The organism is Pseudomonas sp. GD04158, assembly GCF_029834875.1.
Taxonomy (GTDB): domain Bacteria; phylum Pseudomonadota; class Gammaproteobacteria; order Pseudomonadales; family Pseudomonadaceae; genus Aquipseudomonas; species Aquipseudomonas hydrolytica.
Map to the genome: position 1 here is coordinate 12164 of NZ_JAODYT010000021.1, position 24207 is coordinate 36370.

Genomic DNA, 24207 nt, shown 5'->3' on the forward strand with positions numbered 1-24207 from the left:
CCTATGGCCATCGAAAAGAAAACCATCCGCCTGCTGATTCTCGAGGATTCGCAGAACGAAGCCGAGCGCCTGGTCAGTCTGTTCCGCAACGCCGGGCATGCCACGCGCGTGCATCGCCTGACCTCCAGCGAAGACCTGGCCGAAACCCTGCAACAGACCTGGGATCTGCTGATCTGCGCGCCCAGCAGCGAACAGCTCGACCCCAGCGAAGCCATCAGCGCCATTCGCCGCCAGGCCAAGGACATTCCGGTGGTGCAGCTGGTGGACGGCAACGACTCGGAGAGCATCACCGAAGCGCTGCTGTTCGGCGCCCAGGATGCCCTGCCCCAGGGTGAAGACGAACGCCTGGTGCTGGTGGCCAAACGCGAGCTGGCCAACCTCGAGGAACGCCGCGCCCGCCGCGCCGCCGAAGTCGCGCTGCGCGAGGCGGAAAAACGCTGCCAGCTGCTGCTGGAAAGTTCGGTCGACGCCATCACCTACGTCCACGACGGCATGCATATCTACGCCAACCGCGCCTATCTCGAGCTGTTCGGCTACGAGGATGGCGAAGAACTGGAAGGCATGCCGATGATCGACCTGATCGCCAGTGCCGATCAGGGTGCCTTCAAGGACTTCCTGAAGAACTACCAGAGCGCCGAAGGCAATGCCGAACTGAACTGCCAGGGCGTACGCGCCGACGGCAGCAGCTTCCCGGCGCAGATGAGCTTCTCCCCGGCCACCTATGATGGCGAACCTTGCATCCAGGTGGTGATCCGCGCGGAAACTTCCAACGCTGAGCTGGAAGAGAAACTGCGCGAGATCAGCAGCCAGGACCTGGTCACCGGCCTGTTCAACCGCAGCCACTTCCTCGAGCTGATGGATGGCGCCGCCGAGCGCGCCGTCAGCACCGGTCAGCCTTCGACCCTCGCCTATATCCGCGTCGACCGCTACGCCAGCCTGCAAGGCGAGATCGGCCTGGCCGGCATCGACCTGCTGCTGACCGACCTGGCCGGCCTGCTGCGCGCGCATTTCCCGGCCGACACCCAGCTGGCCCGCTTCGGTGACGACGTGTTCTCCGCACTGCTGCCTGGGCAGACGCCCGAACAGTGTCAGGCCAGCCTGGCGGCACTGCTGAAGAAAGTCGAAGGCCATCTGTTCGATGTCAGCGGGCGTACCGCGCAGACCACCCTGTCGGTCGGCGTCGCCGGCCTCAGCGAGAAGACTGCCAAGGCCCAGGAAGTCGTCGAACGCGCCCACCGTTGCGCCGACGAACTCACCAATGGCAATGCCATCAAGCTGTTCAACCCGGCCGACGAGCTGGCCGCCGCCGCCAGCCGCGGCAACCTGCTGGCGATGGTGCAGCAGGCGCTGGAGAACAACAGCTTCCGCCTGCTGTTCCAGCCGATCATCAGTCTGCGCGGCGACGCCAACGAGCATTACGAGGTGCTGCTGCGCCTGCTCAGCCCGCAGGGCGAAGAGGTGCCGCCGATGGAATTCCTCGCCGCCGCCAAGGAAGCCGGCCTGGGCGAGAAGATCGACCGCTGGGTGATCCTCAATTCGATCAAGCTGCTCGCCGACCATCGCACCAAGGGCCACAACACCCGACTGTTCGTGCACCTGTCCAGCGCCAGCCTGCAGGACCAGACCCTGCTGCCGTGGCTCAGTGTCGCGCTCAAGGCCGCCCGCCTGCCCTCCGACGCGCTGGTGTTCCAGTTCAGCGAACCGGACGCCATCGCCTACCTCAAGCAGGCGAAGGCCCTGACCCAGGGTCTGGCCGAACTGCACTGCAAGGTGGCGCTGAGCCAGTTCGGCTGCGCGCTGAACCCGTTCAATACGCTGAAGCACCTGCACGTGGATTTCGTCAAGATCGACGGGTCCTTCTCCCAGGACCTGGGCAACGCCGACAATCAGGAAGCGCTGAAGACATTGCTCAGCAGTCTGCATGCGCAGGCCAAGCTGACCATCGTGCCCTTCGTCGAAAGCGCCAGCGTGCTGGCCACACTGTGGCAGGCCGGGGTCAACTTCATCCAGGGCTACTACCTGCAGGGCCCGAGCCAGTCGATGGACTACGACTTCTCCGCCGGCGACGAATGATGCCGCGCAAACGAAAAAGCCGCCCGAGGGCGGCTTTTTCGTTTGTTTGGTCTTACTCCTGGCCTTCGCGATCGCGGAAACCCAGCAGGTAGAGAATGCCATCCAGGCCCAGGGTGGAGATCGCCTGCTTGGCGGACTGCTTGACCAGCGGCTTGGCGCGGAAGGCCACACCCAGGCCGGCCAGCCCGAGCATCGGCAGATCGTTGGCGCCGTCACCCACGGCGATGGTCTGTTCCAGCTGCAAGCCTTCCTTCTGCGCCAACTCGCGCAACAGATCGGCCTTGCGCTGGGCATCGACGATGGGCTCGACGGCCACGCCGGTGACCTTGCCGTTCTCGATCTGCAGCTCGTTGGCGAACACGTAGTCGATGCCCAGCTTGGCCTGCAGCTGCTTGGCGAAATAGGTAAAGCCACCGGAGAGAATCGCGGTCTTGTAACCCAGGCGCTTGAGCTCGGCGAACAGCACCTCGGCCCCCTCGGTCAGACGCAGGGACGCGCCGATCTCCTCGAGCACGTCCTCCGACAAGCCCTGCAGCAGGCCCAGACGCTCCTTGAAGCTGGCGCGGAAGTCCAACTCGCCGCGCATGGCGCGCTCGGTGATTTCCGCCACCTGCTCACCCACGCCGGCAGCCTTGGCCAGCTCGTCGATCACCTCGGCCTCGATCAGCGTCGAATCCATGTCGAACACGGCCAGGCGGCGGTTGCGGCGGAACACCGAGTCGCGCTGGAAGGCGATATCGACGTTGAGCTCTTGGGCCACGCTGAGGAATTCGGCGCGCAACGCCGCCGGGTCGGCCGGCTCGCCGCGGACGGAAAACTCGATGCAGCCCTTGCCCTGTTCGGCCGGCATGTCCAGTGGCATGCGTCCGGAAAGACGGTCGATATGATCGATGTTGAGGCCGTACTTGGCGGTGATGGCGCTGACCCGCTGCAACTGTTCGGCGCTGACCTTGCGCGTCAGCAGGGTGACGATATGGCGGGCCTTGCCCTGGCCGCCCACCCACTGGCGATAGTCGTCTTCGGAAACCGGGGTGAAGCGCACCTGCTGATCGAGCTCGTAGGCGGTGAACAGCAGGTCCTTGAGCACGGCCTGGGAGCGGCCGTTGTCGGGAATTTCGATGAGGATGCCGAACGACAGGGTGTCGTGGATCACCGCCTGACCGATGTCGAGGATATTCACCCCACCCTGGGCCAGTACGCCGGTGATGGCCGCGGTGAGTCCGGGGCGATCTTCGCCGGTGATATTGATCAGGACGATTTCGCGCAAGACGCGCCCTCCGCAGCAGACGAGTTGAGGCCGGGCAACGGCGAATGGGCCACCGACCGACGAAAAGGCGCACATTCTACCCAGTTTCCCCCTTCTCCGGGCAGTCGCGCGCTTTGCCCGCTCCAGGCCGCTCGCTATACTGCGCGGCATCTTCAGTCGACAAGAGCCGTGCTCTGTGAACCGGCCCGCGCCCGTCAAACCCGACAACTTCTTCATCATGATCTTCCACGCGCTGCGTCAGCGGCGGGTGCCCCTGGTGCTGCGCATCGCCAGCCACAGCCTGCTGCTGGTGGCCCTGGCCATGCTCATCTATGCCTGGGTCATGGGCATGCAGTTCAAGCAGGCCATGCAGCAGCAGGCCGACGCACTGGGGCAGGCACTGATCACCCAGACGGCGGCCTCGGCCACCGAGCTGCTGGTGTCCAACGACATCCTCAGCCTCAACGTGCTGCTGAACAACCTGGCGAAGAACCCGCTGGTGGCGCACGCGGCGATCTACAGCGTGGACAACCGCATTCTCGCCGAAGCCGGCGCGCGCCCGACACGCAGCGTGCTGGGCGAGACCGAGGGCCTGTACTCCACGCCCATCACCTTCCAGGAGGTGATCGCCGGGCAACTGCGCATCAGCCTGGACATGGGCCAGTTCCAGCAGCCGATGACCATCAGCCTGCAGAGCATGGGCATTCTCAGCCTGATCCTGCTGGCGCTGACCCTGTCGCTGAGCATGCGCCTGGGCCGGCATATCTCCACGCCGCTGCTGCAGATGCGGCTGTGGCTGCGCGACCCGGACGACCCGGCCCCCGGCGCCGGACGCAACGACGAAATCGGCGATCTGGCGCGCCAGCTGCAGGCGCGACTGGTGCCGGAAAAGCCGGAAGCCGAGCCGGAATTGGACGATGAGCCGGTCTTCGAAGAGGACGAAAGCTACCTGGACGAGCCGGACGACGGCGCCTTCGTCGAGCTCGACGAGGAGGCCGAGGTCAGCGAGCGGGCGTTCGATGAATACGACCTCGACGCTGCCGACGACGAACCGCTCAAGCCCTGGCCCGAGGCCATCGAGCCGGACGATCCCTTTGCCGAGCTGAACGACGAGCCGGCGGCGCCTGCCCCAGCGGCCAAGGCTCCGCGCCAGGTGCAGGCCAGTGCCGTGCTGGCCATCCAGCTCGGCGCTCAGGAGCAGCTGCGCCGCCTGCCGCGCACGCGCCTGCTGGACCTGCTGGAGCGCTACCGCGGCTGCCTGGAGCAGGCGGCTGCGCTGTACCAGGGCCAACTGCACACGCTCAAGGACGGCAGCAGCCTGATGCTGTTCCATGAGAGCGAGTGCGGCGAGGACTATCTGACCCACGCCATCTGCTGTGGCGAGCTGATGCGTGCGCTCGGCCATGCCCTGCAGATCGAGGTTGCCGACAGCGGCATTACCCTGCAGCTGCAATTGGGTCTGACCCTGGGCAGCGATCTGGAGGAGCTGGGTCAGGCCGAGCTGCTGCTGAGCGACAGCGCGCTGGATGCCCTGGCCCTGTCGCAACACAGCCGCAACCTGCTGCTGGTGGAACAGCGCGTCGCCCAGGATGCCCTGGCCAGACAGCGCGCACGCATCCGCCCGATCGCCAGCCCGGAAGGCGCCAGTTGCGTCGAGCGCCTGCTCGACCCCTACCCGGCGCTGCTGGAGCGGCAACTGACGCGCATGCACGAAAGCCGGGCGCACTGACGGACGGCTCAGGTATGGTGCGCACGGCGCACCCTACGACGCGACGCTACGGCCCGTAGGGTGCGCCATGCGCACCAGCGCTCCCCAAGAGATATGCCCTACGACGCACCGACCAGCGCCCGCCGCGGCTGCGGCTGCGGCTGCGGCTGCACACCGCAGCGGCGCAGCCAGTCCTTCCAGCGCACACGCTCGTCACGCACCAGCCAGCCGTCCTGCTCGGCAAAACTCTCCGACAGCCACAAGCCGCGCGTATTGGCCGGCAGCAGCTCGCCCTTGCGCAGGGTGAACAGCCCGCCATTGGGTACCCCACGCTGCAGGGCCAGCAGGTAGATATCCGGGCGGCGGCGCTCCAGTCGCGCCACCAGTTGCCCGTCCTCGAGGCACTCGTCGACGTGAAACAGGCTCAGCTGACGGGCATCGCGCGGCAGCTCCAGGCTCAGGTCATAGACCAGCTGCAGCGAGGCGGTGGGCAGGTGCACGTAGGCCCGCGGGCGTTCCAGCAGGGTGAGATTGCCGCATTGCACCGGACGCGCCGCGCCGGACAGCGGGCTCAGGCGAAAATGACTGGCCTCGCGGTAGCGCAGCGCGCCCTGATAGGGCGTCGGCAGCCAGGTATCGGCGAAGCGCCCGGACAACCAGCCGTCAGCACTCTCCAGCAGGCACTCCTCGGCCACCTCCTGAATGGCGGTGAGCAATGGCAGGTTGAGTTCATGTGCTGGCACGTAACCGGAGATCAGCTTGAGCACGGTGTCGCCCCGATCAGGACGGCGCTGACGCACCAGCAGCCAGTAGTCACGCCCCTGCAGGCGCAAGGTCAGGCGCACCGAGACGCCAAGGTTGGCCAGCTCCACGGCAAAGCGCGAGCTGTCCGCCACCTCTACCGGGCGGCGCCGCTCGAGCATCTGGCGGAAGTTCAGCGGCTGCCCCAGGCTCTGGTATCGCAGCCCGTCCGGTCCGGCCTCGACGAACAACGGCAGGGTCTTGAAGTTACTCGGGTCCTTGCGGATCAGCGTACGCGGCATCTCGACTCCTTCATCCGGCTGGTCATGCCCCCGGCCAGGCAGCCGGGATCCATGCGTGGGTCAGGGTGAAGCGAAAACGGCTCAAGGCTGCCCCAAGCACAGCGCCCAGCACAACCCGAGCCTGTAAGAGGACGTGACGACTCAGCAGATGTCCTGCAGCACCGCCGCGGCGGTGGCCACGTTGGCCGCCAGATGGGCCGGGTTGATGGTACCGACGATGGCACTGCTGACCCCCGGGTGATCGAAGATCAGCTCGAAGCTGGCACGCACCGGATCGACACCCTCGGCCAGGCAGGCGTGCCCGCTGGCCAGGGCCTTCTTGATCAGAATGCCCTTGGCGTGACTGGCAGCGTAGTCCAGCACCGGCTTTTCGCCCTGCTCGCTCAGGTTATAGGTGACCATGGCGCAGTCGCCCAGTTCCAGCGCCAGCAGCCCGCCCTCGACCGTCTTGCCGGAGAGGCCATAGGCGAGGATCTTGCCCTCGCGCTTGAGCGAGGCCAGCGTCTCGTACACCCCCGTATCGCGCAGCACGCTGAGGTCGTTGCCATCGGAATGCACCAGCAGCAGGTCGATGCGGTCCGTCTGCAGACGCTTGAGGCTGCGCTCCACCGACAGCCGCGTGTGTGCCGGGGAGAAATCGAAGTGCGACTGGCCGCCCTCGAATTCCTCGCCCGTCTTGCTGACGATCACCCACTCATCGCGCTGACCACGCAGCAGCGGGCCGAGACGCTGCTCGCTGATACCGTAGGCCGGAGCGGTGTCGATCAGGTTGATGCCCAGCTCGCGGGCCTGGCGCAGCAGGGCCGAGGCCCGGGCATCGTCTGGGATGGTGAAGCCGTTGGGGTATTTGACGCCCTGATCACGACCGAGCTTGACCGTACCGAGGCCAAGCGGCGAGACCATCAGGCCGGTGGAACCCAGCGGGCGGTGCAGGTCGTGCAATGTGCTTTTCATGGCAGCAGTGCCTCCCAGATCGGCTGACCCAGCGCCGGGCGCGGCAGCTCCGGCAGCGGCGCATGAGTGGCCGGCTGCACCCCGTCGCGCTGCAGGCTCGCCAGCACGCGATCGGCGAAGTCCGGCGCCAGCGCCAGCTTGGTCGGCCAGCCCACCAGCAGGCGCTGCTGCTCGGCGAGAAAGGCGTTGTCCGGCCGTACCAGGCCGGACTGCGCGGGCTCGGCACGGTCCACGCGCAACGTGGCCCAGCGCGTCTGGCTCTGATCGACCCAGGGCAGCAACGCCGCCATTTCCTTCTGCGCCGCCTGAATCTGCGCCGACTCGTCACGGGCCACGCCATCGGCCTCGGCCAGATCGCCGCCGAGGTACCAGACCCACTGGCCATCGGCCGCCGGATGGGTGGTGACGGTCACCCGCGGCTTCGGCCCGCCGCCGAGACAATGGGCGTAAAGCGGTTTCAGCGCCGGCCCCTTGGCCAGCACCATGTGCAGCGGACGCAACTGCTGCGCCGGCTGCTCGACACCCAGCGCAGCGAGCAGTGCGGCGTTGCCGGCGCCGGCACTCAGCACCACTCGCTGCGCACGGATCTCGCGGCCATCGACGATCAGGCCACACAGCTCGCCGTCTTCGCGCAGCGGCTCGATCTGCCGCGCGGCGAGCAAGCCATCGCCAGCCAGCTCGGCCAGACGGGCGATCAGGCTGGGCACGTCGAGCACCAGCTCGGCCAGGCGATAGACCTTGCCCTTGAATTTCGGATGCTGCAAAGCCGGTGGCAGCTGCTCGCCCTTGACCTGATCGACGCGCCCGCGCACGGCCTTGCTGGCGAAGAAGCTGGTGAGGTTGCCGGCCAGGGTGCCTGGCGACCACAGGTAATGGGCATCGGACAGAATGCGCACGCCGGCGAGGTTCAGCTCGCCCGTGCCGGCCAGCGCCTCGCGCCAGCGGCGCGGCATGTCGGCGATGGCCTCGGAGGCGCCGGTGAGCGCACCGTGCAGCGCATACTTGGCACCGCCATGAATGATGCCCTGCGACTTCAGGCTCTGCCCGCCGCCCAGGCTGCCGCACTCCACCAGCACGGTGGCGAAGCCCTGCTGGCGCAGACGCGCATTGAGCCAGAGGCCGGCGATACCGCCGCCGACGATCAGGACATCGGTGCTGAGAGACTGGGACATGAACGGGCCTCGGCGAAAAAACAGGCGCGCAGTATAACCCGTCAGCCTCCTCGGCCGCGGCCGATCAGTGCCCGGTCGATTGCGAGAACAGCTGAATCACCACCACCCCGCTGACGATCAACCCCATGCCGAGCACGGCCGGCAGGTCGAGCTTCTGCTGGTAGAGAAACAGCGCGGCGATGCTGACCAGCACGATGCCCAGGCCGGCCCAGATGGCGTAGGCGATGCCCACCGGAATGGTGCGCACCACCAGGGTCAGCATCCAGAAGGCGATCGCGTAACCGCCCACCACCAGCAGCAACGGCAACGGCTTGCTGAAGCCGTCGATGGCCTTCATCGAGGTGGTGGCGACCACTTCGGCGGCGATGGCAATGGCGAGGTAGAGGTATCCGGGCATGATGGCGACTCCTGAAACATGGCGCGATTCTAAGCAATTCGGCGATGGGATAAAGTCATTACCTATCTACTATGAAGATAGGCCAGCCATGAACTGGAACCTCGACCAGCTGCATCTGTTCGTGCGCACCGCCGAATGCCGTTCCTTTTCCGCGGTGGCGCGGGAAACCGGGCGCGCGCAGTCGGCGGTCAGCACCGCCATCGCCCTGCTCGAAACCGATCTCGGCGTCACCCTGTTCGAGCGCAGCAGCGGACGCCAGCCGCGCCTGACCGAAGCGGGAACGGCGCTGCTGGAGGAAGCACGCAGCGTGCTGCAGCAGTGCCAGCGCCTGGATGGCCGCGCGCTGGGCCTGGCCCGTGGCGAGGAGGCACGCCTGCGCCTGGCGCAGGATGAGGCCATGCCCTACCAGCCGGTGCTGGCCAGCCTGGAGGCGCTGGCCAATGCCTTTCCCCTGCTCGAGGTTCAGCTTTCCAGCGGCGCCCAGGGCGACGTGGCGCGCAAGCTGCTGCAGCACCAGGCGGATCTCGGCCTGCTGTTTCATCACGAGCAGATGCCGCGGGAACTGGAGAGCCAGCGCCTGGGCACCATCGAAATGGTCACGGTGTGCAGCCCGCAGCATCCGTTGGCGCGGCTCGATTCGGTGGAACGACGCGACCTGGCCGAGCATCGCCAACTGCTGATGACGCCGCAGGACAGCCACTATCCGGGCGGCGAGCAGATCAGCCCGCTGGTGTGGCGCGCCGACAGCTTCTACGTGATGGCCGAGCTGGTGATCCGCAGCGTCGGCTGGGCCTGGCTGCCGCGTCACGTGGCGCAGTACCCGACCTATCAGGGCCACCTGCAGGAACTGCGCAGCGACTGGGCACCGCTGCCGCTGGTGGTGGAACTGGTATGGCGCCGCGACGGCGCCCTCGGCCCTGCGGCCAGCTGGCTGGCCGACTGCCTGGCGCAGGAGCTGCTGCGCCCGCAGACCTGATCGCACTTCCAGGCTCAGGCTGGCGACGCTAAGCTGCGCGCCCATGAACAGATACCTCTATACCCTGCTGCTGCACCTGGCCCTGCCTCTGATCGCCCTGCGCCTGGCCTTGCGTGCGCGCAAGGCACCCGCCTATGCGCGGCGCGTTCGGGAGCGCTTCTCCTTCGGCCTGCCGGCGATGAAGCCGGGCGGCATCTGGGTGCATGCCGTATCGGTGGGCGAAAGCATCGCCGCCGCGCCAATGATCCGCGCGCTGCAGGCGCATTATCCGGACCTGCCGATCACCGTCACCTGCATGACGCCGACCGGCTCCGAACGCATCCAGGCGCTGTTCGGCGACAGCGTGCAGCACTGCTACCTGCCCTACGATCTGCCCTGGGCCGCGTCGCGTTTTCTCCAGCGCGTGCAACCACGCCTGGCGGTGGTGATGGAAACCGAACTGTGGCCCAACCATATCCACCAGTGCGCCAAACGCGGCATTCCCGTAGCCCTGGCCAATGCGCGGCTGTCGCAGCGTTCGGCACGCGGTTATGCGCGCTTGCGCAAACTCACCGCGCCGATGCTCGCCGAGCTGTCGCTGATCGCGGTGCAGACCCAGGCCGAGGCCGAGCGCTTTCTCGATCTGGGCGCACGCCCGAACTGCGTGGAGGTGACCGGCTCGATCAAGTTCGACCTGAAGATCGATGCCGAGCTGCCCCGCCGCGCCAGCGAACTGCGCCACCAGTGGCAGGCCGAGCGGCGCCCGCTGTGGATCGCCGCCAGCACCCACGCCGGCGAAGACGAGATCATCCTGGCCGCCCATCGGCAGCTCCTGCTCGCCAGGCCGGACGCCCTGCTGATCCTGGTGCCGCGCCACCCCGAGCGCTTCAACGCGGTGCATGAGCTGTGCCTGAACCTGGGCCTGACGACGCGCCGGCGCTCCAGCGGCGAAGCCGTGCAGGCCGGCGACCAGGTGCTGCTGGGCGACACCATGGGCGAGCTGCTGTTTCTCTATGCGCTGGCCGACGTGGCGTTCGTCGGCGGCAGCCTGGTGGCCAACGGCGGGCACAACCTGCTGGAGCCGGCAGCCCTGGGCAAGCCGGTGCTAAGCGGCCCGCATCTGTTCAACTTCCTCGAGATCGCCGCACAACTGCGCGAGGCCGGCGCGCTGGGCGAGGTGCAGGACGCCACCGACCTGGCCGACGAGGTCGAGGCGCTATGGCGCGAACCGGATCGCGCCGAGCGCATGCGCGAGGCCGGCCTGCAGGTGCTGCGGGCCAACCAGGGCGCGCTGGACAGGCTGCTGGAGGGCTTGCGCCGCCTCATGTAGGGTGGCGCGGGGCCGTCCAGGCCTTGCCACCGGCATCTGATCCCTGGTGCACACGGCGCACCCTGCGGGTGGCACGCCGCCTGTAAAGCAAAAGCCCGACACGAAGTCGGGCTTTTTTCGTTGCGCAAGCGGCTCAGAAATCCGGATTGCCCTGCAGGCGCGACTCGGCGGCCGAGGCCAGATCCGGCGGCAGGAAGTCCTCGTCCGGGTTGTAGTCCGGCTTGAGGAAGCTGCCCAGCGCTTCCAGGTCGGCCGGGCTGAGAGTGCCGGCGGCCTGCTTCAGGCGCAGGTTGTTGAGGATGTAGTCGTAGCGCGCATCGTTGTAGTTGCGCACGGCGCTGTACAGCTGACGCTGGGCATCGAGCACGTCGACGATGTTGCGGGTACCGACCTGATAACCGATCTCGGTGGCTTCCAGGGCACTCTGGTTGGAGATGATCGACTGACGACGGGCCTGCACGGTTTCCACGTCGGTGTTCACTGCGCGGAACAGGTTGCGGGTGTTCTGCACCACCTGGCGACGCAGGCTTTCGCGCAGCTGCTCGGTCTGCCCCAGACGCTGGTAGGCCTCACGCACCTGGGAGCTGGTCAGGCCGCCGCTGTACAGCGGGATGTTCAGCTGCAGGCCGATGGAGCGCTGGGAGACGTCGCCGCTGTAGCGCGGCGCACCAAAGGCGCCGGAATTGGTGAAGCCCAGGCTGTCGTTGTCACCCTTCTGATAGCTGGCCACGGCGTCCAGGGTCGGCGCATGGCCGGCCTTGCGCTGGCGCAGGTTCTCTTCGGCAGCCGTGACGGCATACAGGCTGGCCTGCAGGTTGAGGTTCTGCGCTGCAGCGGTATCGACCCAGGCCTTGGCATCGTTCGGTGTCGGCGCCAGCACCGGCAGGGTGTGGACGATCCCTTCGACGGCCAGGTAGTCGCGGTTGGTCAGGGTCACCAGCGCTTCGAAGGCGTCATCCACGGCACGCTCGGCGAGCAGGCGGTTGGCACGCGCGGTATCGAAACCGGCCTGCGCCTCGAGCACGTCGGTCTTGTCGGAAAGCCCGACGTCGAAACGTTCGTTGGCCTGATCGAGCTGACGCTTGAATGCCGCCTCCTCGGCCTTGGTCGAAGCCAGGGTGTCCTGGGCACGCAGCACGGCGAAGTAGGTCTCGGCGCTCTGCAGGATCAGGTTCTGTTCGGTGGCGGACAGTTCCAGAGCAGCCTGTTCGCTGGTGGCCTCGGCCGCCTGCAGCTGGAACCAGCGATCGGCGCGGAACAGTGGCTGGCTGAGGTTGGCCTGATAGACCAGGCCGCTGCGCGAGACGGTGGCGCTCGGCGAATCGACTTCGGTGCGCGTGTCCCCGTAGTTGGCGCCAGCGGAAAGGTTGGGCAGCAATCCGGCACGGGCCTGCGGTACCACTTCGCGGCGAGCCTGATAATCGGCGCGCGCGGCGGCGATATCGGCGTTGTTTCTCGCCGCTTCCTGATACACGGTGACCAGGTCGGTCTTGCTCGATAGCGGGGCCTCTTCGGCCTGGGCCAGGCCCACCGAAGCAGCGGCAATAGCAACAGCCAGGGAAAGTCTGCGCAACATGGAGGTCAATCCTTGAATAGGCGGTAATCGGCAAGGCTACGGGGCGCCGCAGGCGAGGGTCAAGAGCGCCGCAAGCGGCATAAGTCTAGCTGGCGGCAAGCTATGTTGCTCGTCCGCAACAATCCCTCAGCGGCGGCGACGGCAGTCGCTTTCCGACGCACGGGTCGACCTTTATTGACCGCCGGGTTGGTTTTCTCCCACCAGCTTGTTTAGACTGCCCGAGTTCTTGTCGGGGTGCCCCATATGCGGGGCTGAGATTGGCAGCTGCCGGATCCCGTTGAACCTGATCAGGTTAAGGCCTGCGTAGGGAACAAGATGTCCTCGCCAGCATATCGGCGAGTCCTCTCGGCACCGCCCATGGTGCGCCTTCGCCCTCTTCTCTCAGGTTCTACCTCCGACATTTAATCTGGAGAGAGCCTTGATGAGCGCACAACAACAAAAGAACCTGAGTGAATCGGCTCAGGTCGATCAGCAGTCGGTACAACCCTTTCCCCGTTCGCAGAAGGTCTATGTCCAAGGCTCGCGCCCGGACATCCGCGTGCCGATGCGCGAAATCAGCCTGGACGTGACGCCGACCGACTTCGGTGGCGAGATCAACGCCCCGGTCACCGTCTATGACACCTCCGGCCCCTACACCGACCCGAACGTCACCATCGACGTGCGCAAGGGCCTGGCCGACGTGCGCAGCGCCTGGATCGAGGATCGCGGCGACACCGAGAAGCTGCCGGGTCTGTCCTCCGAGTTCGGCCAGCGCCGTCTGAACGATGCCGAGCTGTCGGCCATGCGCTTCGCCCACGTGCGCAACCCGCGCAGGGCCCGCGCCGGGCACAACGTCAGCCAGATGCACTACGCCAAGAAAGGCATCATCACGCCGGAGATGGAGTTCGTCGCCATCCGCGAGAACATGAAGCTGGCCGAAGCCCGCGAAGCCGGCCTGCTCAACGAACAGCACGCCGGCCACAGCTTCGGCGCCTCGATCCCAAAGGAAATCACCCCCGAGTTCGTGCGCAGCGAAGTCGCCCGCGGCCGCGCCATCATCCCGGCCAATATCAACCACGTGGAACTGGAGCCGATGATCATCGGCCGCAACTTCCTGGTGAAGATCAACGGCAATATCGGCAACAGCGCCCTGGGCTCCTCCATCGAGGAAGAAGTGGCCAAGCTGACCTGGGGCATCCGCTGGGGTTCGGACACGGTGATGGACCTGTCCACCGGCAAGCACATCCACGAGACCCGCGAGTGGATCATCCGCAACTCGCCGGTACCGATCGGCACCGTGCCGATCTACCAGGCGCTGGAGAAGGTCGGCGGCATCGCCGAGGACCTGACCTGGGAGCTGTTCCGCGACACCCTGATCGAACAGGCCGAACAGGGCGTGGACTACTTCACCATCCACGCCGGCGTGCTGCTGCGCTACGTGCCGCTGACCGCCAAGCGCGTCACCGGCATCGTCAGCCGCGGCGGCTCGATCATGGCCAAGTGGTGCCTGGCGCATCACAAGGAAAACTTCCTCTACACCCATTTCGAAGACATCTGCGAAATCATGAAGGCCTACGACGTGTCCTTCTCCCTGGGTGACGGCCTGCGCCCCGGCTCCATCGCCGATGCCAACGACGCCGCGCAGTTCGGCGAGCTGGAGACCCTCGGCGAGCTGACCAAGATCGCCTGGAAACACGACGTGCAGTGCATGATCGAGGGCCCTGGCCACGTGCCGATGCAGCTGATCAAGGAGAACATGGACAAGCAGCTGGAATGCTGCGACGAGGCGCCGTTCTACACCCTCGGCCCACTGACCACCGACATCGCCCCCGGCTACGACCACATCACCAGCGGCATCGGCGCAGCGATGATCGGCTGGTTCGGCTGCGCCATGCTCTGCTACGTCACGCCCAAGGAGCACCTGGGCCTGCCGAACAAGGATGACGTGAAGACCGGCATCATCACCTACAAGATCGCCGCGCATGCTGCTGACCTCGCGAAAGGTCATCCGGGCGCACAGATTCGCGACAACGCCCTGTCCAAGGCGCGCTTCGAGTTCCGCTGGGAAGACCAGTTCAACCTGGGCCTGGACCCGGACACCGCGCGTGCCTTCCACGACGAGACGCTGCCCAAGGACTCGGCCAAGGTGGCGCACTTCTGCTCCATGTGCGGGCCGAAGTTCTGCTCGATGAAGATCACCCAGGAGGTGCGCGACTATGCTAAGGAACAGCGTATCGACGCCGTCGACCTGGACGCCGAACAGGGCATGCAGGCCAAGGCGGCGGAGTTCAAGGCACAGGGCAGTCAGCTGTACCAGAAGGTCTGAGCAGGCGTTTTCCGTCAGCCAGGCTTGATCGGCGGGCCGGATGCTCGCTAGTGTGATGCGTAACGGGCCGCGGTTTGGCCCGTTACGACCATCTGGGGGCAATATGGGCAACGACGACATCGAAATCCTCTCGCGCGAGAACTGCTTTCGCGGCTTCTATCGGCTCGACCGGATCAAGCTGCGCCATCGCCAGTTCTCCGGGGACATGGGCCCCTCCATCACCCGGGAGCTGTTCGTGCGTCACGACGCGGTGTGCGTGCTGCCCTACGATCCGCAGCGCGACGAGGTGGTGCTGATCGAGCAGTTTCGCGTCGGCGCCATGGACAAGAGCACCAACCCCTGGCTGCTGGAGCTGGTCGCCGGCTTGATCGACAAGGACGAGGAACCCGAGGAGGTCGCCCGTCGCGAAGCCGTCGAGGAAGCCGATCTGACCCTGACCTCGCTGTGGCCGATTACCCAGTATTACCCCTCGCCCGGCGGCTCGGACGAACGCGTGCATCTGTTCGTCGGGCGCTGCAGCAGCGAGGGCGCCGGCGGCGTGCATGGCCTGCCTGAAGAAGGCGAGGACATTCGCGTGCAGGTGATGGCCCTGGAAGATGCCCTGGCCGCCGTACGCGACGGGCGCATCGACAACGCGGCGAGCATCATCGCCCTGCAGTGGCTGGCCCTGAATCGAGACGAAGTACGAGGAATGTGGTCGTGAATCTGTTGCGCGAGCGCTATCGGGTCGACCTGGTCGAGCTGCAGGCGGCTTGCGAGGCCAACTACGTGCGCCTGATGCGCCTGTTGCCCAACATGCGCACCGATCACCAGGTACGCCGCGTGGCCCTGAGCCAGGGCGACCACCTGCTTGGCATCCTCAGCCTGGAAGTGCTGGAAGCCTGCCCCTACACCACCACCCTGCGCGCCCGCCAGGAGCACAGCCTGCCCTGGCTGCCGGTGCCGCAGCTTGAAGTGCGGGTCTACCACGACGCGCGCATGGCAGAAGTGGTCGGCGCCGAGAATGCCCGCCGCCTGCACATTCGTTACCCTTACCCGAACGCGGCCATGCATCAGCCGGACGAAAAGAGCCAGCTCAACCTGTTTCTCGGCGAGTGGCTGAGTCACTGCCTGGCCTGCGGCCACGAAGCCCTGCCGGTGCAGTGAACGGCAGCATCGGCCGATCAAGCTTCGACCCGTCTGGCCGATAGCGCGAGGTTGCGCTGTTTTCTGTGATCTGCGTCCGCTTCCCGGGTTTTCCCTTTACCGCGGCAACCACCATAATTCACTCGATTGTGCCTTAGGAGACGGTCTTGCCGAGCCTGCCCACCCCTTCCGCTGATTCCTCGGTCCTGCTGGTGCAGCTGTCCGACAGCCATCTGTTCGCCGAAGCGGACGGCAAGCTGCTGGGCATGGATACCCGCGACAGCCTGCAGCGGGTGATCGAACGGGTGCAGCAGGAACAAGCGCAGATCGACCTGATCCTGGCCACCGGCGATCTGTCGCAGGATGGCAGCCAGGCCTCCTACCAACGCTTTCGCCAGCTCACCGCGGCCATCGGCGCACCGGCGCGCTGGCTGGCCGGCAACCATGACGAAACCCCACCGATGCAGGCCGCCTGCCAGGGCAGCGACCTGCTGGAGCCGGTGATCGACCTGGGCGCCTGGCGCATCGTCATGCTCGACTCGTCGATTCCCGGCGCCGTACCGGGCTTTCTCGCAGACAGCCAGCTCGAGCTGCTGGAGCGGGCATTGAGCGAGGCACCGCAGCGTCATCACCTGATCTGCCTGCACCATCATCCGGTGCCCATCGGCTGCAAGTGGATGGCACCCATCGGCCTGCGCAACCCCGATGCCCTGTTTGCCGTGCTCGACCGCCACCCGCAGGCCCGCGCCCTGCTCTGGGGGCATGTCCATCAGGAATTCGATCAGCAGCGCGGCAATCTGCGCCTGCTCGCCTCGCCCTCGACCTGCGTGCAGTTCGCCCCCGGCAGCGAGGAATTCCAGGTCGGCAGCGAAGCCCCCGGCTACCGCTGGCTGCGCCTGCATGCCGACGGCACCCTGGAAACCGGCGTCTCGCGCGTCACCGGCATCACCTTCGAGATCGACTACAGCGTCAAGGGCTACTGAGCCGCACCAGGCCGCACGTCACCATGCGCAGTTCCGGCAGGTGCCGTCCTGCATTTTCTTGTAGCTTGCGGCTTGCAGCTTATAGCCGCTTTTTGTAGTAGCCTCCCGCTCCATGACCGCATCCATCCTCTATATCCACGGCCTCAACAGCTCGCCGGCCTCGCACAAGGCCTGCCAGTTGAGCGGTGCCATGACCCGCCTGGGCCTGGCGCAGCAGTTGCGCGTGCCGGCCCTGCATCATCATCCGCGCCAGGCCATGCTGCAGTTGCAGGCGCTGGTCGCCGAGCTTGGCGCGCCGCTGCTGGTGGGCAGCTCCCTGGGCGGCTATTACGCCACCTACCTGGCCGAGCAGCACGGGCTCAAGGCGTTGCTGATCAACCCCGCGGTGCGCCCGCACCTGCGCTTCGACGGCTACCTGGGCCCGCAGAAGAACTATTACAGCGACGAGACCTGGGACCTCACCGAGGACCACATCCACACCCTGGCCGAACTGGAAGTGCCGCCGCCAAACGACCCGGCGCGCTATCAGGTGTGGCTGCAGACCGGCGATGAAACCCTCGACTACCGCGATGCCGAACGTTACTACCGCGGCTGCGCCCTGCGCATCCAGGCCGGTGGCGACCATGGCTTCCAGGGCTTCGCCGAACGCCTGCCGATACTCTTCGCTTTTGCCGGCATTAACGCCACACTTTGGCGTGATATCGACTTTTCCGTATCCAATTGACGAACAAGAGAGCCCATGGCCCAGCAGAACGCCTACAACGCCGATGCCATTGAAGTCCTTTCCGGCCTCGACCCGGTGCGCAAACGCCCGGGCATGTACACCGACACCACCCGCCCCAACCACCTGGCTCAGGAAGTCATCGACAACAGCGTCGACGAGGCGCTGGCCGGGCATGCCAAGTCGATTCAGGTGATCCTCCACGAGGACAACTCGCTGGAGGTGATCGACGACGGCCGCGGCATGCCGGTGGATATCCACCCCGAAGAAGGCGTGCCGGGTGTGGAACTGATCCTCACCAAGCTGCACGCCGGCGGCAAGTTCAGCAACAAGAACTACCAGTTCTCCGGCGGTCTGCACGGCGTCGGCATCAGCGTGGTCAACGCCCTGTCGACCCGCGTGGTGGTCACCGTCAAGCGTGACGGCAACGAGTACCAGATGAGCTTCGCCGACGGGTTCAAGGCCAGCGAGCTGGAAGTGATCGGCACGGTGGGCAAGCGCAATACCGGCACCAGCGTGCACTTCTGGCCCGACGCCAAGTACTTCGACTCCTTCAAGTTCTCGGTCAGCCGCCTCAAGCACGTGCTCAAGGCCAAGGCCGTGCTGTGCCCGGGGCTGAGCGTCACCTTCGAGGACAAGGCCGCCGGCGAGAAGGTCGAATGGCATTACGAGGACGGCCTGCGTTCCTACCTGGTCGATGCCGTCAGCGAGTTCGAGCGCCTGCCCGCCGAACCCTTCGTCGGCAGCCTGGCCGGCAACAAGGAAGCGGTCGACTGGGCCCTGCTGTGGCTGCCCGAAGGCGGCGATGCGGTGCAGGAAAGCTACGTCAACCTGATCCCCACCGCCCAGGGCGGCACCCACGTCAACGGCCTGCGCCAGGGCCTGCTCGATGCCATGCGCGAATTCTGCGAGTTCCGCAACCTGCTGCCGCGCGGCGTGAAGCTGGCCCCGGAAGACGTCTGGGAGCGCATCGCCTTCGTCCTCTCGATGAAGATGCAGGACGCCCAGTTCTCCGGGCAGACCAAGGAGCGCCTGTCCTCGCGCGAGGCGGCCGCCTTCGTCTCCGGAGTCGTTAAAGACGCCTTCAGCCTGTGGCTCAACGCCCACCCGGAAACCGGCCTGGCCCTGGCCGAGCTGGCCATCAGCAACGCCGGTCGCCGTCTCAAGGCGGGCAAGAAGGTCGAGCGCAAGAAGATCACCCAGGGCCCGGCGCTGCCCGGCAAGCTGGCCGACTGCGCGGGGCAGAACCCGCTGCGCTGCGAGCTGTTCCTGGTCGAGGGCGACTCGGCCGGCGGCAGCGCCAAGCAGGCGCGCGACAAGGAGTTCCAGGCCATCATGCCGCTGCGCGGCAAGATCCTGAACACCTGGGAAGTCGACGGCAGCGAGGTACTGGCCTCGCAAGAGGTGCACGACATCGCCGTGGCCATCGGCATCGATCCGGGCTCCAGCGACCTCTCCGGGCTGCGCTACGGCAAGATCTGCATCCTCGCCGACGCCGACTCCGACGGCCTGCACATCGCCACCCTGCTCTGCGCCCTGTTCGTCCGTCACTTCCGCCCGCTGGTGGATGCCGGCCACGTCTACGTGGCCATGCCGCCGCTGTACCGCATCGACCAGGGCAAGGAGATCTTCTATGCCCTGGACGACGCCGAGCGCGACGGCATCCTCGACCGCCTGGTGGCCGAAAAGCGCCGCGGCAAGCCGCAGGTAACCCGCTTCAAGGGCCTCGGCGAGATGAACCCGCCGCAACTGCGCGAAACCACCATGGACCCGAACACCCGCCGGCTGGTGCAGCTGACCCTCGACGACTTCGAGGGCACCCGCGAAGTGATGGACATGCTGCTGGCGAAAAAACGCGCCGGCGACCGCAAGAGCTGGCTGGAAACCAAAGGCAACCTGGCCGAGGTACTGGCCTGATGCGCAGTCTTTTCCTTGCACTCGGTCTGTTGGCCGGCGTGGTCCACGCCGAGCCAGTGGTGCTGGAGGAGCTCAAGCTGCAGGCCGAATACCCGGTAGAAGGGATCAACGGCGGCAACCTGTCCGGCCTGGCCCTGTGCGGCGAGATCATGTGGGCGGTGTCCGACCGCGATGACGACCGCCTGTACCAGCTGCAGCTGGACGGCAGCCTGCTGCGCGCCGAGGCGGAGACGTTCGTCGCCCCCGAGCCACCGGAAAGCGCCCTGCCCTGGGGCCTGCGCATGCGCAACTGGGCAGCCGGCCTGGTGCGCGGCGGCAAGCTGGATTTCGAGGGCCTGTCCTGCGATGCCCAGGGCAACCGCTATCTGGTCAGCGAAACCCGCGCCGCCGTGCTGCAGGTGAGCAGCAACGGCAACGCCCAGTGGCTCAACCTGCCCAGCGGCCTGGTGCGTCAGGCACGTGCCAGCGGCATGCTGCTGCACTTCAACCAGGGCTTCGAGGGCATCGCCATCGACCCGGCCGGCGAGCGCCTGTGGCTGGCCGCCGAGCAGCGCCGCCGCGGCCTTACCGTCATGCATCGCCGCGGTAGCGGCTGGCGCTGCACCGGTGGTTGCGTGCTGACCAGCGAAAGCGGCGAGGAAGCCTCTCCCGAGGCCCTGGGCGGCCATATGGCGCCGCGCGATTTCTCCGGCCTGGCCTATTTCGGCGAGAAACTCTTCACCCTCGAGCGCCAGGCCCACCGCATCTGCCGGCGCACCCTGGGCGACGGTGAGATGGACATCTGCTGGTCGTTCGCCGGCGAGGCGCTGGCCGAACAGCGCCGTTATGCGCGGACCTACGGCATGGCCGAAGCCCTGTGGATCGACAAGGACGGCGCCTGGATCGGCGTCGACAACGGCGGCCAGACCCGCGCCGACGGTGAATCACGCCCCCTGGTCTGGCGCCTCGCCGCGCCCAAGGGCGGCTGGAGCCGCCGGCCGTGAGCGAACAGGCACCTGGCCGCCGCGCCGGACGGGTGATGCTGGTGCTCGCCTGGGGCGCCGGCCTGCTGCTGGCCACGCATTTCTTCGGCAATTGGGAAGACCGCCAGCACAATCCCAACCGCACGCCGCAGTCGCTGCATGGCGACGGTTTCGTCGAAGTCAGCCTGGCCAGCAGCCGCCAGGGCCATTACCTGGTGGACGGGCAGATCGATGGCCAGAAGGTCACCTTCCTGCTCGACACCGGCGCCACCCAGGTTGCCGTGCCCAGCGCGGTGGCCGAGCGCCTGGGCCTGGTGCGCGGTGCGCCGATCGTCATCAGCACCGCCAACGGCCGCGCCACCGGCCACCGCACGCGCCTGGCCAGCCTGCGCCTGGGCGACATCGAGCTGCGCGACGTCGCCGCGCTGATCGCCCCCGGCATGGACGGCGACGAAGTGCTGCTGGGCATGAGCGCCCTGAAACAACTCGAATTCAGTCAGAAGGGCGGCACCCTGGTGCTGCGCCAATCAACCTTGCAATGAGGCCCGCATGAGCGAATCCCTCGATTTGAGCCTGGAAGGCGTTGAACGCCGGTCACTCGCCGATTTCACCGAGCAGGCTTATCTCAACTACTCCATGTACGTGATCATGGACCGCGCCCTGCCGCACATCGGCGACGGCCTGAAACCCGTGCAGCGGCGCATCGTCTACGCCATGAGCGAGCTGGGTCTGGACGCCGACGCCAAGCACAAGAAGTCCGCGCGCACCGTCGGTGACGTACTCGGCAAGTTCCACCCGCACGGCGACAGCGCCTGCTACGAAGCCATGGTGCTGATGGCGCAGCCGTTCTCCTACCGCTACACCCTGGTCGACGGCCAGGGCAACTGGGGTGCACCGGACGATCCCAAGTCCTTCGCCGCCATGCGCTATACCGAGGCGCGCCTGTCGCGCTACTCGGAGGTGCTGCTGTCCGAGCTGGGCCAGGGCACCGTGGACTGGGTACCGAACTTCGACGGCACCATGCACGAGCCAGCCACTCTGCCGGCGCGCCTGCCCAACCTGCTGCTCAACGGCACCACCGGCATCGCCGTGGGCATGGCCACCGACGTGCCGCCGCACAACCTGCGCGAGGTAGCGGCTGCCTGCGTGCGCCTGCTGGACGAGCCGGGCGCCACGGTCGAGCAGCTGTGCGAACACATCCAGGGCCCGGACTTCCCCACCGAGGCCGAGGTCATCACGCCCAAGGCGGACCTGCTGAAGATCTACGAGAGCGGCCGCGGCTCGGTGCGCATGCGCGCCGTCTATCGCATCGAGGACGGCGATATCGTCGTCACCGCCCTGCCGCACCAAGTGTCCGGGGCCAAGGTGCTGGAGCAGATCGCCGCGCAGATGCAGGCCAAGAAGCTGCCGATGGTCGCCGACCTGCGTGACGAATCCGACCATGAGAACCCCACCCGCATCGTCATCATCCCGCGCTCCAACCGCGTCGATGCCGACGAGCTGATGACTCACCTGTTCGCCACCACCGATCTGGAGTCCAGCTACCGGGTCAACACCAACGTCATCGGTCTCGACGGCAAGCCGCAGGTCAAGGATCTGCGCACCCTGCTCAGCGAGTGGCTGGTGTACCGCGTCGGCACCGTGCGCCGCCGCCTGCAGTTCCGCCTGGACAAGGTGGAAAAGCGCCTGCACCTGTTGGAAGGCCTGCTGATCGCCTTCCTCAACCTGGATGAAGTGATCCGCATCATCCGCACCGAAGACCAACCCAAGCCGGTGCTGATGGAAGCCTTCGGCCTCACCGAGGTGCAGGCCGACTACATCCTCGACACCCGCCTGCGTCAGCTGGCGCGCCTGGAAGAGATGAAGATCCGCGGCGAGCAGGACGAGCTGGCCAAGGAGCGCGAGAAACTGCTGGCCCTGCTCGGCAGCGAAGCCAAGCTGAAGAAGCTGGTGCGCAAGGAAATCATCGAGGACGCCGAGAAGTACGGCGACGACCGCCGCTCGCCGATCGTTGCCCGCGCCGAGGCCAGGGCGCTGTCGGAAACCGAGCTGATGCCGACCGAGCCGGTCACCGTGGTGCTCTCGGAAAAAGGCTGGGTGCGCTGCGCCAAGGGCCACGACATCGACGCCACCGGCCTGTCCTACAAGGCCGGCGACGGCTTCAAGGCCGCCGCGCCCGGACGCTCGAACCAGTACGCGGTGTTTATCGACTCCACCGGCCGCAGCTATTCGCTGGCCGCCCACAGCCTGCCGTCGGCGCGTGGCCAGGGCGAGCCGCTGACCGGCCGCCTGACCCCGCCGCCAGGCGCGACCTTCGAATGCGTGATGCTGCCGGAAGACAGCGCGCTGTACGTGATCGCCTCCGACGCCGGCTACGGCTTCGTGGTCAAGGGCGAGGACCTGCAGGCCAAGAACAAGGCCGGCAAGGCGCTGCTCAGTCTGCCCAATGGCGCGAAAGTGGTGGCACCCAAGCCTGTAACCAACCTGGAAGACGATTGGCTGGCCGCGGTGACGACCGAAGGCCGTCTGCTGCTGTTCAAGGTCACCGATCTGCCGCAACTGGGCAAAGGCAAGGGCAACAAGATCATCGGCATACCCGGTGAGCGAGTGGCCAGTCGCGAGGAATACCTGACCGACCTGGCCGTGCTGCCGAGTGGCGCCAGCCTGGTGCTGCAGGCCGGCAAGCGCACCCTGACGCTCAAGGCAGACGACCTGGAGCACTACAAGGGCGAGCGTGGCAGGCGCGGCAACAAACTGCCCCGAGGTTTCCAGCGAGTCGATCAGCTTCTGGTGGAATAGCCTCGCCCGATCACCCCATTGCTCCGCGATTACCTGCTACCGGCAAGCGGCCAAGGCTGGAGTCGTAGCGCGGTTTGACGGATGATACGCGGCCCGGGTCATGAGGAAGTGACCCGCTGGCATGATATGGGATTGATGTGCAGCTGCCTCAGAAGCGGCTGCCGGGAACGAATGATGACTGTAGTACGCCCTCTGGCCCTGCTTCTGACCACTCTGCTCGTTCTGAGCGGTTGCAGCCTGCTGCAGCAGAAGCCGGTGCCGCTCTATCAGCTCGACAGCGGCGACGCCGTCACCCCGACCAAGGACACGGGTATGGCGGTACTGGTGGGCCCGATCAGCGTGGCCGACTACCTGCGCCAGCAGCACCTGCTGCAGCGTCAGCCCGATGGCAGCCTGGTGGCAGCGCCGGAAGCGCGCTGGGCCAGCGGTCTGGCCAACGATATCGATCAGCAGATGCTGCGCCAGCTGGCCTGGCGCCTGGAAAGCCAGCGCCTGGCCCTGGCCCCTGCCGCTCCCGGCTTCAACGCCGATGCGCAGGTGATGCTGACCATCACCCGCCTGGACTCCGGCCCTACTCAGCCCGCCATTCTGGAAGCCCAGTGGCGCCTGCTCGATCGCAACGGCCAACTGCGTGACAGCCGCCTGATCCGCATGGAAGAGGCCCATGGCGGCCCGCTGGCCGAGCAGGTCAAGGCCCAGAGCGCGCTGCTGCAGCGCCTGGCTGCAGAGCTGGCAGTGGCCATCCAGCCCATCGCCGTGGTCGAAGAGCCTGTACCCGAGCCGCCCCGCAAGAAGCCGCCAGTGGCCAAGGCCAAACCCCAGGAGCCGCCCGCCGCGGGGCCGAGGATCCCGGTGGCAGAACCCATCAAGATCGATACGGAAGTCTTCCGTTTCTAGAAAAAAGCCCGCAGATGCGGGCTTTTTTTCATGGCTGCTGCGTT

20 protein-coding genes and 1 riboswitch are annotated in these 24207 nt (G+C 66.5%); of the genes, 14 read left to right on the forward strand and 6 right to left on the reverse strand.

Going from position 1 to position 24207, the window contains the following annotated elements; translation table 11 throughout:
• The first annotated feature begins 3 nt into the window (after positions 1–3).
• A complete protein-coding gene (locus tag N7333_RS10565; protein ID WP_011920827.1) occupies positions 4–2073 on the forward strand; it encodes an EAL domain-containing protein in 2070 nt (689 codons plus the stop codon).
• Between the two features lie 52 nt (positions 2074–2125).
• Here the strand turns inward: N7333_RS10565 and serB are convergent, their stop codons facing one another.
• Positions 2126–3340, reverse strand: coding sequence for a phosphoserine phosphatase SerB (gene serB, locus N7333_RS10570; protein WP_195881145.1), 1215 nt, complete (start codon positions 3338–3340; stop codon positions 2126–2128).
• A gap of 175 nt (positions 3341–3515) precedes the next feature.
• On the opposite strand from serB, the gene N7333_RS10575 reads away from it, so the two are divergent.
• Positions 3516–5048 (forward strand): AhpA/YtjB family protein, encoded by a 1533-nt coding sequence (locus N7333_RS10575; RefSeq protein ID WP_011920825.1) that lies wholly within the window; start codon positions 3516–3518, stop codon positions 5046–5048.
• A gap of 98 nt (positions 5049–5146) precedes the next feature.
• Here N7333_RS10575 and N7333_RS10580 read toward each other — a convergent pair whose 3' ends face one another.
• The 4 genes from N7333_RS10580 to N7333_RS10595 form a co-directional block, all read right to left on the reverse strand.
• A complete protein-coding gene (locus N7333_RS10580; RefSeq protein ID WP_129481841.1) occupies positions 5147–6070 on the reverse strand; it encodes a metal ABC transporter ATPase in 924 nt (307 codons plus the stop codon).
• A 141-nt stretch (positions 6071–6211) separates the two neighbouring features.
• Complete coding sequence (locus N7333_RS10585) at positions 6212–7024, reverse strand: aldo/keto reductase (RefSeq protein WP_129481842.1); 813 nt, start codon at positions 7022–7024, stop codon at positions 6212–6214.
• Positions 7021–8196, reverse strand: coding sequence for an FAD-dependent oxidoreductase (locus N7333_RS10590; RefSeq protein WP_129481843.1), 1176 nt, complete (start codon positions 8194–8196; stop codon positions 7021–7023). Before N7333_RS10590 ends, N7333_RS10585 begins: the two co-directional genes overlap by 4 nt.
• Positions 8197–8260: 64 nt before the next feature.
• Positions 8261–8593, reverse strand: coding sequence for a multidrug efflux SMR transporter (locus N7333_RS10595; RefSeq protein ID WP_003246553.1), 333 nt, complete (start codon positions 8591–8593; stop codon positions 8261–8263).
• An 88-nt stretch (positions 8594–8681) separates the two neighbouring features.
• Here N7333_RS10595 and N7333_RS10600 point away from each other — a divergent pair, with 88 nt between their 5' ends.
• Both N7333_RS10600 and waaA read left to right on the forward strand, forming a co-directional pair.
• Positions 8682–9569, forward strand: a complete 888-nt coding sequence (locus N7333_RS10600; RefSeq protein WP_096827488.1) for a LysR family transcriptional regulator — start codon at positions 8682–8684, stop codon at positions 9567–9569.
• Positions 9570–9612: 43 nt separating this feature from the next.
• Positions 9613–10878 carry a lipid IV(A) 3-deoxy-D-manno-octulosonic acid transferase gene (waaA, locus tag N7333_RS10605; protein ID WP_129481844.1) on the forward strand — a complete coding sequence of 422 codons (1266 nt, stop codon included), beginning with the start codon at positions 9613–9615 and terminating at the stop codon, positions 10876–10878.
• 133 nt (positions 10879–11011) lie between these two features.
• Here the strand turns inward: waaA and N7333_RS10610 are convergent, their stop codons facing one another.
• Positions 11012–12454, reverse strand: coding sequence for a TolC family outer membrane protein (locus tag N7333_RS10610; protein ID WP_003246557.1), 1443 nt, complete (start codon positions 12452–12454; stop codon positions 11012–11014).
• A 220-nt stretch (positions 12455–12674) separates the two neighbouring features.
• A riboswitch (TPP riboswitch) is annotated at positions 12675–12781 on the forward strand.
• 94 nt (positions 12782–12875) lie between these two features.
• On the opposite strand from N7333_RS10610, the gene thiC reads away from it, so the two are divergent.
• The 10 genes from thiC to N7333_RS10660 all read left to right on the forward strand — a co-directional run bounded on the left by thiC (position 12876) and on the right by N7333_RS10660 (position 24163).
• Positions 12876–14759: a phosphomethylpyrimidine synthase ThiC gene (gene thiC, locus N7333_RS10615; protein ID WP_129481845.1), complete on the forward strand. Its 1884-nt coding sequence runs from the start codon at positions 12876–12878 to the stop codon at positions 14757–14759.
• Positions 14760–14862: 103 nt separating this feature from the next.
• Positions 14863–15462: an NUDIX domain-containing protein gene (locus N7333_RS10620; protein WP_003246560.1), complete on the forward strand. Its 600-nt coding sequence runs from the start codon at positions 14863–14865 to the stop codon at positions 15460–15462.
• On the forward strand, positions 15453–15905 hold the full coding sequence (locus tag N7333_RS10625; RefSeq protein WP_129481846.1) for a DUF1249 domain-containing protein: 453 nt from the start codon (positions 15453–15455) through the stop codon (positions 15903–15905). The genes N7333_RS10620 and N7333_RS10625 overlap by 10 nt, the downstream gene beginning before the upstream one ends.
• Positions 15906–16051: 146 nt before the next feature.
• Positions 16052–16867, forward strand: a complete 816-nt coding sequence (gene cpdA / locus N7333_RS10630) for a 3',5'-cyclic-AMP phosphodiesterase (RefSeq protein WP_096827492.1) — start codon at positions 16052–16054, stop codon at positions 16865–16867.
• A 112-nt stretch (positions 16868–16979) separates the two neighbouring features.
• Positions 16980–17591 (forward strand): YqiA/YcfP family alpha/beta fold hydrolase, encoded by a 612-nt coding sequence (locus N7333_RS10635; protein WP_129481847.1) that lies wholly within the window; start codon positions 16980–16982, stop codon positions 17589–17591.
• A gap of 15 nt (positions 17592–17606) precedes the next feature.
• Positions 17607–19505 (forward strand): DNA topoisomerase IV subunit B, encoded by a 1899-nt coding sequence (gene parE / locus N7333_RS10640; RefSeq protein WP_129481848.1) that lies wholly within the window; start codon positions 17607–17609, stop codon positions 19503–19505.
• Positions 19505–20488 carry an esterase-like activity of phytase family protein gene (locus N7333_RS10645; protein WP_096827493.1) on the forward strand — a complete coding sequence of 328 codons (984 nt, stop codon included), beginning with the start codon at positions 19505–19507 and terminating at the stop codon, positions 20486–20488. Before parE ends, N7333_RS10645 begins: the two co-directional genes overlap by 1 nt.
• A complete protein-coding gene (locus tag N7333_RS10650) occupies positions 20485–21009 on the forward strand; it encodes a TIGR02281 family clan AA aspartic protease (RefSeq protein ID WP_003246570.1) in 525 nt (174 codons plus the stop codon). The genes N7333_RS10645 and N7333_RS10650 overlap by 4 nt, the downstream gene beginning before the upstream one ends.
• Positions 21010–21016: 7 nt before the next feature.
• The gene (gene parC / locus N7333_RS10655) at positions 21017–23266 is read left to right on the forward strand and encodes a DNA topoisomerase IV subunit A (RefSeq protein ID WP_129481849.1); all 2250 of its coding nucleotides are present in this window, start codon (positions 21017–21019) and stop codon (positions 23264–23266) included.
• A gap of 174 nt (positions 23267–23440) precedes the next feature.
• A complete protein-coding gene (locus N7333_RS10660; RefSeq protein ID WP_177491046.1) occupies positions 23441–24163 on the forward strand; it encodes an ABC-type transport auxiliary lipoprotein family protein in 723 nt (240 codons plus the stop codon).
• The last annotated feature ends 44 nt before the right edge of the window (positions 24164–24207 follow it).